Source organism: Amycolatopsis sp. FU40 (genome assembly GCF_021903635.1).
Classification (GTDB): domain Bacteria; phylum Actinomycetota; class Actinomycetes; order Mycobacteriales; family Pseudonocardiaceae; genus Amycolatopsis; species Amycolatopsis dendrobii.
Genome location: NZ_CP091381.1, coordinates 9504856 through 9515293 on the forward strand (window position 1 = coordinate 9504856; position 10438 = coordinate 9515293).

10 protein-coding genes are annotated in these 10438 nt (G+C 67.9%); 3 read left to right on the plus strand and 7 right to left on the minus strand.

What is annotated here, in order from left to right; genetic code table 11:
* The first annotated feature begins 101 nt into the window (after window positions 1-101).
* Window positions 102-899: an arginase family protein gene (locus tag L3Q65_RS45005; protein WP_182892169.1), complete on the plus strand. Its 798-nt coding sequence runs from the start codon at window positions 102-104 to the stop codon at window positions 897-899.
* 145 nt (window positions 900-1044) lie between these two features.
* Here L3Q65_RS45005 and L3Q65_RS45010 read toward each other — a convergent pair whose 3' ends face one another.
* Together L3Q65_RS45010 and L3Q65_RS45015 are read right to left on the minus strand one after the other, a co-directional pair.
* Window positions 1045-1431 (minus strand): GntR family transcriptional regulator, encoded by a 387-nt coding sequence (locus L3Q65_RS45010; protein ID WP_182892168.1) that lies wholly within the window; start codon window positions 1429-1431, stop codon window positions 1045-1047.
* Window positions 1432-2160, minus strand: a complete 729-nt coding sequence (locus L3Q65_RS45015) for a hypothetical protein (protein ID WP_370648157.1) — start codon at window positions 2158-2160, stop codon at window positions 1432-1434. It abuts the gene before it with no gap.
* Between the two features lie 347 nt (window positions 2161-2507).
* On the opposite strand from L3Q65_RS45015, the gene L3Q65_RS45020 reads away from it, so the two are divergent.
* Window positions 2508-3806, plus strand: coding sequence for a CdaR family transcriptional regulator (locus tag L3Q65_RS45020; RefSeq protein WP_237598362.1), 1299 nt, complete (start codon window positions 2508-2510; stop codon window positions 3804-3806).
* Window positions 3807-4173: 367 nt separating this feature from the next.
* On the opposite strand, the gene L3Q65_RS45025 is transcribed toward L3Q65_RS45020, so the two are convergent.
* The gene (locus L3Q65_RS45025; RefSeq protein ID WP_237598363.1) at window positions 4174-5490 is read right to left on the minus strand and encodes a DUF6801 domain-containing protein; all 1317 of its coding nucleotides are present in this window, start codon (window positions 5488-5490) and stop codon (window positions 4174-4176) included.
* A gap of 369 nt (window positions 5491-5859) precedes the next feature.
* Here L3Q65_RS45025 and L3Q65_RS45030 point away from each other — a divergent pair, with 369 nt between their 5' ends.
* Entirely contained in the window at window positions 5860-6903 is a 1044-nt protein-coding gene (locus tag L3Q65_RS45030) for a hypothetical protein (protein WP_237598364.1), read from the plus strand.
* A gap of 403 nt (window positions 6904-7306) precedes the next feature.
* On the opposite strand, the gene L3Q65_RS45035 is transcribed toward L3Q65_RS45030, so the two are convergent.
* From L3Q65_RS45035 to L3Q65_RS45050, 4 genes are all read right to left on the minus strand, one after another.
* Window positions 7307-7918, minus strand: a complete 612-nt coding sequence (locus L3Q65_RS45035) for a DUF6801 domain-containing protein (protein WP_182892165.1) — start codon at window positions 7916-7918, stop codon at window positions 7307-7309.
* A gap of 330 nt (window positions 7919-8248) precedes the next feature.
* On the minus strand, window positions 8249-8884 hold the full coding sequence (locus L3Q65_RS45040; RefSeq protein ID WP_237598365.1) for a hypothetical protein: 636 nt from the start codon (window positions 8882-8884) through the stop codon (window positions 8249-8251).
* A 34-nt stretch (window positions 8885-8918) separates the two neighbouring features.
* Window positions 8919-9389 (minus strand): hypothetical protein, encoded by a 471-nt coding sequence (locus L3Q65_RS45045; RefSeq protein ID WP_237598366.1) that lies wholly within the window; start codon window positions 9387-9389, stop codon window positions 8919-8921.
* A gap of 500 nt (window positions 9390-9889) precedes the next feature.
* A complete protein-coding gene (locus L3Q65_RS45050) occupies window positions 9890-10129 on the minus strand; it encodes a hypothetical protein (RefSeq protein WP_237598367.1) in 240 nt (79 codons plus the stop codon).
* Between the last annotated feature and the right edge of the window lie 309 nt (window positions 10130-10438).

A 10438-nucleotide genomic window follows, 5' to 3' on the forward strand; every position in this document is an offset into this window, starting at 1 on the left:
TTTCTCGTGCGAGGGGTCCCTTCGCTCCAAAACGGAGCGAAGGGACCCCTCGCACCATTTACGGCTCGCTTTTTCCGGGGGGTTCGCGCTAGCGTCGAAGCATGCTGATCAACGCGGTGCCGCAATGGCAGGGCGCGATCAGTCCCCGAGCCAAGGGGCTGGTCGAGGGCTGCCGCGCACTTTCCGAACTGGCCGGGCACGTGCTCGGCAAGCCGGTGCACCACGTACGCCAGGACGCAGCGACGTCCGACGTCGTCGCCGGAATAGCCAACCGGTCCGTGCTCACGGGCACGAACCGGCAGTTGCAGCTCGCTGCGCTCGAAGCGCCGGAAGGCCCGGTGCTCACGATCGGCGGCGACTGCGGCGTCGAGCTGGTCCCGGTCGGTGTCGCGCGTTTCCGTTACGGCGCAACGCTTGGCGTCGCGTGGTTCGACGCGCACGCGGACTTGAACACGGCGGATTCCTCGCCCTCGGGCGCCTATCACGGCATGGTGCTGCGGTCGTTGCTCGGCGAGGGCGACAAGGATTTCGCGGCAAGCCCGGCGATCGAACGCGGCCAAGCAGTGCTGTTCGGCACCCGCTCGCTCGATTCCGCGGAAGAGGAAGCCATTGCCGGCGGCCTCGCCGTGCGCTCCGACGACGTCGCCGGAGCGCTGAACGCCGCGGGAGCGGACCGCGTTTATCTGCATGTGGATTTGGACATTCTTGATCCCGAAGAGTTCCCCGGAGTGAATTATCCGGAGCCCGGCGGGCTCACGATCGCTGAATTGGCCGAAGCAATCGACGGGCTTTCCGGAATGGAGGTCGTCGGTGCGGGCATCACGGAATGCGTCGGCACGGAAGTCGCCGCGCTGGAACCCGTGCTGGCCGCGGTGGGGAGGGTGCTGATGGAGGGCTGAACCTCCGCGCCGAGGCGGTGAGACCGCGCCTCGTCCGGTGAGTGGACCACGGGAACGCACGGGCAAGAAGGAGGTGTGCCCGAGACCGTGCGGAAGACGGTTCACAGAACGGCGAACACCGCGCCGGCCGGACGATCGACCGGATTCACTGCGACGGCGTGTCCAGGCTCGCCAATGCCGCGCGCACGGCGTCGACGGCTTCGTCCGGCGCGACCCCGAGTTCCCGGCTGTGCCGGGCGTATTCGACGGCCGCGTTGCGAAGCAGTGCGCCCGGATCCGGTCGCTCGGCCGGGCCGGTCACGACGGTTCCGCGTGCTCGTGCGGTGGTGACCCAGCCGGCGGACTCGAGCTCGCGGTACACGCGGGCGACGGTGCCGGAGGCGAGCCCGAGGTCCCTCGAAAGCTGACGGATCGGCGGCAGGCGGGCGTCCCGGGCGAGGGAGCCGGTCGTGATCGCGCGGACTATCTGGTCGTGCACCTGACGCCAGGGCGGAACTCCGCTTTCGGCGTCGACCACTACTCGCAGCGGCATTTACCGTGCTGCCGTGGTTGTCGCGCGCTGCTTCGGCGGCGGGCCGACGATCGCGAGGAACGCGGCGACGGTGGCCACGAACGCGAGGAACGAGGTGAGGTCGCCGACCGTCCAGCCGAGCGTGGCAGCCGTTCCGGTGCCGAGCCCGAGGGCGACGCGCGCGCTGCGCACGCGCAGTGCCTGGTCGACTTCCGGGTCGCCGGCGGCCGGACGACGCACCGCGAGGAGCACGATGATCCACGACACCGCGGCCGCGCCGACTGTCACCGCCAGCAGGCCCCATTGCCGCAAAACGGCGAGATGCACGACGGCGGCGAGGGTGGCCAGCCCGGAGACGATGATCGTCCACAGCGGAGCGAAATCGAGCACGCCGCGCGGTGCGAGCACGGCTTCCCTGCGGGGTTCCCGCGAGGGGCGCTGAGCGAGGATTTCGGCGGCGAGCCCGCCGAGCAGCACCACGAACACCAGCGAGTTCGCGTTCCGTTCGCCGACGAGATTCGTCGTGCCCGGGATGAGGGGCAGGCCGAGGAACAGCCACGGATACCAGAATCGACGACGGCGCAGATAGCGCACGGCCACCGGCACCTGGTCGGCGGTCGGGTTCCGCACGCCCCATTTCGCGAGCAGCCGCACGCCTTGTTTCTCGCCTGGCCACAACACGATCAGGATGATCAGCCCGAACAGGCCGGTGATGCCCGCGACGGCGAGCGCCGTGTCGAGTTGCATCATGAACCCCTCCCTCTTGTATCAAGCACATGCTACAAGAGGGAGGAGGACTCTGCCGGGTGACGCTCTGTGGTCGTTTTCGCTGCCCGCCGGGTCGCCGCTGAAGGCAGGCGCCCTGGTGCGTCCGTTTGTACGCACGGCGTAGCGCGCCTGGTGGTGTGTTGTCGCGATGTGCCCCTCTGACCTCGTGAACTTGTCACAAACGTGACAAGAAATCGGTTTCTTCGCGGAGCGGTGACACGTTTGGCGTTGGTTTTTCGATGTGTCGGGTGTCACCCCTCAATGGATGCGGGGGCTCCCGGCAGCGCTGCGGCGCGGTCGGGGAACCGGGGCGGAGCGAAGGAGCTGCGATGTCGGTGGAGCGGGGACTCGATCACGCTGTGCCGTCGGCTGCGCTGCCACGCAAACTCGCCGAGATCCTGCGGCCCGAGCTGGCGAGCCTGTCCGCTGAGATCGTCGACGAAATCCGCGCGACGATTCCCGCCTACGCGCGTCCGCTCGACGGTCCGTACGGGAGATCGATCCGCGCGGGCGTCGAGTATGCGATCACGCTGTTCGTCGCGCAGATCGCCGACCCGCGGGCGTCGAAGGAACAATCGCACGAGGTGCACCATCGGCTCGGGCAGAACGAGATGCGGGAAGGGCGGAGCCTCGACACTCTGCAATCGGCGTATCGGGTCGGCGCGCGCGTGTCGTGGCGCCGGATCATGCGGGTCGGACGGCGGGCCGGCCTTTCGTCGGCGGTCATGTCGCAGCTGGCTGATGCGATGTTGGCGTTCATGGACGAATTGGCGTCGGTCGCACTGGATGGCTATTTGGAGGCGAAAGCTCGCACCGCCGGCGCATTGGACACTTGGCGGCGACGGCTGCTCGGCGTCCTGCTGGAGGTCCCGGCCGCCCCGCCGAAGGCGATCGCGGAGTTGGCTCAGCTGACCGGTTGGGCAGTGCCGGAGCAGGCGTCGCCGATTGCTGTCCAATCGCCGCTCAACGGCAGGGCCCGCCGGCACGCGACGTTGGACTCGGATGTCCTGGCGGACCTGGACTCCGCCGAGCCGTGCATCGTCGTGCCCGGCGCGGTCAATGGTGCCCGGCTGGCGACTCTTCAGGCCGCGCTGCCGAATTGCCGGCTGTCGGTCGGGCCGTGCGTGCCGTTGGCCAGCCTCGCCGACTCTCTGCGCTGGGCACGCCGCACACTGGTTCTCGCCGATCGGGGGCGAATCCCTGGTGAGCGGGTGCTTCGCGCGGAGGAGCATCTCGCTGCCTTGCTGGTGCATTCGGACGGCGCGCTCACCGAGCTCCTCCGCACCCGGCTTTTCGCCCCCTTGGCGGACATGACCGACAAGCAGCAGGATCGGCTTCTCGAAACGTTGCGCGCCTGGCTCGACAGTCAGGGGAACGTGGTCGAGATCGCCGAGCGCCTGCAAGTCCACCCGCAGACGGTGCGCTACCGCATGCGCCAATTGCAGGCGACCTTCGGCGAACTGCTGCGCGATCCGGCCGCGCGGTTCGAAATGGAACTGGTCTTGCGCGCGGCCGCGGACGACCGGCCACGTTCGGGACTGTCTTGGCCGCCGCCTCTCGACGCGGCGACCATGGTGCCAGCCAGTCGTCGGCCGACTTCTTACGAGGACTCGCGAAGCCGCCGCTGAGCGGCTTGGTTCAGTGGTCCGCGCAGAGGTTGAACTGATGCGCGGACGAACGTCGGCGGGTGTTCGTGCTGTGGGGTTGCCGACGCCGACCGACACGGGCCATTTTGCTCGTTTCTGGAATCGTGAAAACCGATACGGAAGGACTCGACAAGAAGCCTGAGGAGGCACGCAAGGGAAGATTCACGACGTCTCCGCTCGCAGTCCCTCGAAGCCCGTCCGTTCCCGCGGCTCGCGATAGTGCGTGATAGTTGCCGGTCGGAGTAAGCGTGCCGCTGAACTCGGTCAGCGCGGCGACGCCTCCTCGTCCGACCGACGCCGGGCCGGTGAAGTGTACTGAGATCTCGGCAGCCCGGGGCGGCGTTCGCTTTCAGCTGGGAGGCGGTGTGTCGGGAATCGGCTTGCACTTGGTGTGATCTGGGAATTTGTTCGAAGCGCATTCAGAGAAGTTGACGTTGACCACCTTGGCCTGGTTGACGTTCGTCGTGGTCGAGGCCATGCCGGTGAGCAGCGGGCTGAGCGGTTCCGCGGTGCCGCAGTGGACGAACGGCGGCAGGGCGAAACCGCGGTAGTCGGGGTCGGGCGAATTCGGGTCGGTGCTGATGATGCCGCCTGTCGTGGCGTTGTATTTGCCGGACAGGTTGAGGGATACCGGTTTGGCGGTGACGCAGTCCGGGCCGAGATCCAGTGGCACGCCGTTGACTTCGGCATTGCTCATCCGCGCCATCACCTGGACATGGGTGGTCAGGCGGACGCCGCCCCAGAGCTGGCCGGTGAGGTCGATCAGTTTGGAATTGCGGTAGTCGACCGGCAGGAACTCGACCGTGGCGCTCACCGGCACGAATCCGAAACCGAGGAAGGTCGCGGTGACCGGGCGGAAGCCGACGACGCCGGAGATCGTGCTCGGGTCGCGCGGGATGTAGTCGGGCGGGTCGAGGATGAGGGTCCAGGATCCGTTGAGGATCGCGGTCCGGCTGCTGGCCACGGTGGCGCCCAGCCGATAGATCGACGAAGTCGCCGTGACCTGGACGTAGTTGAGCGGGGTGACGAGCGGGAAGCCGTCGTCTTGGGGCGAGACCGCGTTGGGCTCGGCCGCGGGCGGCGCTGGTGGCGGTGAGGGATCCGGCTTCGACGGGCCGGGGATGTTCGCAGGTGGCTGAGTGGCGAGGACCGACGCCAGGGTGGTCGTCTGGTCCGGGAGGAGAGTGCAGGCGACGGGGGTCGCTTCGGCGGCGGCGTCGGCAGCGGGTTTCAAGGCAATGGTCGGGGCACCGATGTCGAAGCTGACTTTGCCGGGGACAGTGATCGCTTGCTCTGGCAGATCCGCGGTCGCGGTGAGCTTGACGTCGCCGGTTTCCGGCAACGGGGTCGCGGCGACGGTGAATGGCGTGGGGATCGCGGAGTGCTTGTCGCCTTGATGTGCGGTCAAGTCAAGAGTGAGCCCGCCGCGGATGCCATCCGCCGCGGTCGGTGCCAGCTGGGCGGCGACGGCATGCGGCAGCAGGAAAGACGCGGCAAGAGAACGGAACTTCAGCCCGGACCCGACCTGCACCGTTGCGGGTACTGCGGCGGAGACGGTGAGGGTGATCTGCTGCGAGCCCGCGGGAGCGGCGAACGGGCAGTCGAGGGTGATGTCTTTGCTGACCTGCTGCTCACCGGCTGATGACGGGGGCGGGGCGGCAGGCATGGGCGTCTCGGTCGAGGCGGAGCTGACGCCGGTGAGCGCTCCAGTGCCGATTGACAGGACCCCGAGGACTGCGAGGGCGACGGAGGCAGTCCGGCGGCGGACCGGGCGCCCGCGTGATTCTGGCATGGTGCGCCTCCTCTCCCGGCGGTCCGGAGAATGGCTTTCGAGCGAAGTTACCGGTGAGTTTCGCCGGTTCGCAAGCGTAGCCGGGCGACGGGGGATTTCCCTTGCCCGCCAGGGCTTTTCTTAGGTTCATGAGACAGTTCGGGGGCGGGCTTTCATCCGATTCTGACAAAGAATCGCCACATTCGCCGCAGAGGCCACGAGGCTGGAATCATCCCTGCCAGACGTTCGGCGGAAGGAGCTGCGATGGCGGCCGGATACCGGCGATGGGGCAAGGGCGCGGCAGCAGTCGCCGCGGTCGCCGTGGTTGGTGCGGGGGCGGCGTCGAGCGGTCCCGCTGTCGTGCTGAACGCACCACCGTCGAAGTCGGCGAACACCGTGGTCACGGCGCAGGCGCAGGCGCAGGCAACGGGCAGCGCTGCAGGCGCGGCGAACGTGCCGCAACTGACCGCGGCTGGGGGCATTTACCAGTGGGGGACTCGGGGCATGCAGGGACTGCCCGCGGCCACTACCTCGGGTCTTTCCGCGGTTTCGGCAGGCGGATTGTTCGGTCTGGCGCTCAAAAGCGGTGCTGTGCTCGCCTGGGGCGACAACAACTTCGGGGAAAGCGAGGTGCCGGCGGACCTGTCGTCCGGCACGGCCCAGATCGCCGCCGGCTGGCTGCACGGTCTCGGTCTCAAGAACGGCAAAGTGTATGCGTGGGGCAACGACTGGTACGGCCAGACGGAGCTTCCGGCATCGGTGGCCAGCGGGGTGACCGCGATTTCCTCCAGTGCCGTGCACAGCCTCGCGTTGCTGCGCAACGGCCAGGTGGTGAGCTGGGGCAGCCGGACGGACGTGCCGGGCTTCGCGGAGTCCGGCGTCGACGCGATCTCGGCGGGAGGTGACCACAACCTCGTGCTGAAGGCCGGAGCGGTGCTTGCCTGGGGCAGCAACACGTTCGGCCAGACGACGGTTCCCGCTGCGGCGCAGTCCGGGGTGACGGCCATTTCTGCCGGGTACGAGCACAGTCTCGCGCTGAAGGACGGCGGAGTGATCGCCTGGGGGCACGACAACTACGGCCAGACCGACGTGCCCGCCGCGGCCAAGACCGGGGTTGTCGCCATCGACGCCGGGTGGAACCACAACCTGGCGATCAAGGCGGACGGATCGCTGGTCGCCTGGGGCAACAACTCCTACAGCCAGGCGACGGTGCCGAAGCCGCCGGTGTGCGGGCCGGTGACCGGTGCGTCGGCGGGGTACGAGTTCGGCCTGGTGATCACGGACCGGTCGGTGCCCTGCCGGCACTGAAGCGGCGACCGGAAGCCTGGCGAGGCTGGCTGCCCGGATCCTGGCCTGAATCCGGTTCCTGGTGCGCTGGGAAGGGCGGTCGCCGGGGTGCACGTCGAGCGGGCTCTCCCGAGCGTCGAGGGGCTTCTGCCGCGTTGAAAAGTGTTCTCCGGTGCCGGTTCGGGTGCGCGTCCCATCGCAGGGGCGGCAGCAGAACCCTTTGCTGGTAAGGAACTTTGTTTCGTGGTGGAGTGGATGGAATGCTTCGTCGCTCGACGTCGGTTCCCAGTTCCTGCTGCGCGGAGCGACGGTCGCGGGTTCTCATGTCGTGAAGTTCGGGTGCTAGCTGGTTCTCCGACGCCGGGTGTGCTGCCGGAAACGACAACGGAGGGGCGGCAATCAGCCGCCCCTCCGTCAGTCAGGGTCAGGAAATGGTGCCCGACGGGCTGAAGCTGGTGCCCGACGGCGCGGTGCACGTCATGGTCCACGGGGTCCAGCTGTCGTCCGAAGGCTTGTGGAATTCGAGCTGGGCGGAGAGCGTCGTGTCGAGGCCGAACGTCACCGTGCCGGGGCTGCTCGGCGCGGTGTAGGTCGGGATCGACGACGTCGACGTCTGGGCGATGTTCACCGTGATCGCGCCGCCCGCCGGGTAGATCTGCTCCGGGATCTGCAGGCCGGAGGCGTCCGACGGGGAGAGCGAACCGTTGTCGACGGTGATCGGGACATCGGCGGTGCCGCGGATTCCGTCGTATCCCGCGGCGGTGAGCAGCGCGTGGACCAGCGCGGTGATGGTCGCGGTGCCGGAAACGTTGGTCGGGGTCGTGGTGCCGTTGACGGGAATCGTGTCCGGGCCGTCGAACTGCGCCGTGACCGCCACGGTCTGCGGCGGGATGGCCGGGAACGTGCAGCTGTAGTTCGCGGGGCCGGCCTGGTAGGTCGCGGTGGCGGCCGAGGCCGTGCCTGCGGTGAGGACCGCGATCGCGCCTGCCGCGACGCCGGTCACCACGCCCGTGGACAGTTTGCTGAGCCGGGGCATACCATTCTCCTTAGATCGGACTGCAGTTTCGCGGCGACCCTGCGCAGTGGGGACGGAGGTTTCCGCGGATTCCGTTCCGGACCAGGTTTTCGGGAACGGGGATCGGCTCGGTGAGCAATACCGGCCGCGAGCCCAAGGTTACCCGTGAGTTCAGTCGGCAACAACCCTGGTCGGTGCCTTGTCCGCGAGTCGGCGACTGGACCGATTCTTTTGTCATCGGCCGCGTAAACCGTATCGCCGTTTCGTGTGAGCGTGACAATTTCGCGAAGATCGGATATGCGAAAACGGAGTGCCGGAACAGTTTCCGGCACTCCGTTTTCAGGGGGTTGATCAGTTCTTGGAGGTCAGGGTCAGCGAGATCGTGTTGTCCGGCCCGGACACCAGTGCACCGAGTGCGAGGTCGGCGATGAAGCAGTTCTTGAAGTCCGGAATGGTGTAATTGCCGGTGAGCGTGATCGGCTTGGTGATGTCGACGTTCGCCGCGGCAAGGGTCAGGTCGATCGGCTTGACGGTCGTGCAGCTGCCGGGCACGGTCGGCACCGGGAAGACGGGCACGATCGGGCCTGCCCAGATGTCGCTGATCTCCATGTTCGCGGTTTCGTGGGTGGTGAGGGTGCCGTTCGCGAGCGTGCCGGTGGCGGGCGCGGTCGGGGTGACGGTCACCTTCGCCTTGATCCTGAATCCGCCCGCGAGCAGGGAAATGTTCGCCGTAGCCGGCGGCAATTGCAGATTGGCGTTGAGGCCGACGGCTCCGGTTTGATCGTCGACCAGGAGATTTCCGGCGAGACTTCCGGGACCGAGGTCGAGAGTGCTGCCGGTCTTCTTCACGACCGTGCTGCCGGTGACCGAGTAGGAGATCGGAATGGGTATTTCGGTCGCTGATGCGGGAACTGCGGAGGCGAGGCTGACCGCGGTCGCGACGGCCGCTGCGAGCACGCCGATTCTGGCGAGCCGGGAAATGGGCATGACGGTACTCCTTCGGCGGTGAGGAAACAGAATTTCATCGTGGCGCGAGATCGGTGACAAACCAGTTCCCGCCAATTCGCTCAGCCGTGACGGCCAGTTGTGCCGCGGCTGACTCCGCAGGGGCGGAATCCCCCCTCGTGGCCGATTGGTCGAGGAAAACGAGCAACTGTGCGTGGTCGTTCGTGAGGTGCTGGACGGAGGCGGCGGAGACGCGCGAGGTGAGGGTCAGGCGTTGGCTCGGGGCCATCGTGCGGACTTGGGCGAAGAGCTTTTCGTAGGAATCGCGGGCGTGGCCGCGGAGCAGGGCGGCGGCGGCGTTCTCGGTGACGTCGGTTTTGTCGTAGGTGTAGGAGAAGATCTTGTTGAGGGTGAGGCTGACGGCGGAGGTGACTTCGGCGGTGGCGGGCTGATCGGTCAGCGCGTGGTTCGAGGAAGCGGCGGACGCGCTGGTGGAGTGGGCTTCGACGGTGCACCAGACGCCGGCGGCGGTGAGGAGGACGGTCAAGGACAGCAGGAGTGCGGGGAGGCGGCGGGTGTTGCGAGGCGTGGAGGGACGCGGGGTGGAGGTCGGCCCGGTGCCGTCGTGGTCGGGGACGGCGGTCTGGACGGCGTTGGTGTCGGAGGCTGGCAGGTATGCATCGGAAGTTGTCGTGGTGCGGTGGGGAGTTGAGTCGGTGCGGGAGGAGGTGGTTGCTGCGGTGGAGGGTGGTCGAGCGGTGGAGCTTGCTGGCTGAGCGGATTCGGTTGCGATAGCGGCGGGTGCGGCTGCGGTGGCTCCGGGTTCGGAAGGTGTCTGGCCGGTTCCCTTGCCGGAGACTCGTGGTTGGGCGGATTCGGCTGTGGCGGGTGCCCGGCTACCGCTGGCTGCGCGCGGCTGGTCGGCTCCGGCTGCCGCAGTGCCCGGATGCGCAGGGTCGGCGGACGCGCTGCCCGGATCCGCAGGGTCGACGATCGCAGCGGAATCGACGGGCTCGGTGCGTGGCTTCGACCGGTGCAGAGAGAGCTTCATGACCGCGCCACCCCCAGTTGCTCCAGTGAGCTGAGTTTCCAGCCGGAGGCGGTGCGGGTCATCGTCGCTGCCAGGCGGGTGCGGCGGATCGGCTGTGCGGTGCCGTCCTTGGTGACCGTGATTTCCGCGGAGGCCAGGAGTTTCGCGGTGCCTGCTTCGGTGTCCAGGTCGGAGAGTCCGGCGTCGAGGACGTGGCCTGCGGTGGCGGAGCCGTCGGACGGGACGTCGCTGGGCAAGGTCGACTGGAGGGAGCCGGTCGTCGCGGATCTCCAGTGGGCTAGGGCTTGGTCTCGGTGTTGGGGGTCGAAGGTGGTGACTGTCGTGATCAGGGTGCGGCCGGCGGCGACGGCTTCGTCTCTGGTCGTGCCTCCGGTTGAGGTGGGGGCGGTCGCGGCGGCATGCCATGACCAGGCTGACCAGGCGGCGAAAGCGGTGGCTGCGGTGAGGGCGATTCCGGCGGCCCACGTCAGGGTGCGGCGGGGAGATTTGGCTGTGGGGGAGGCAGTTGTGTCGGTCGCGGAGTCGTCGTCGGCACGTGAGGACGC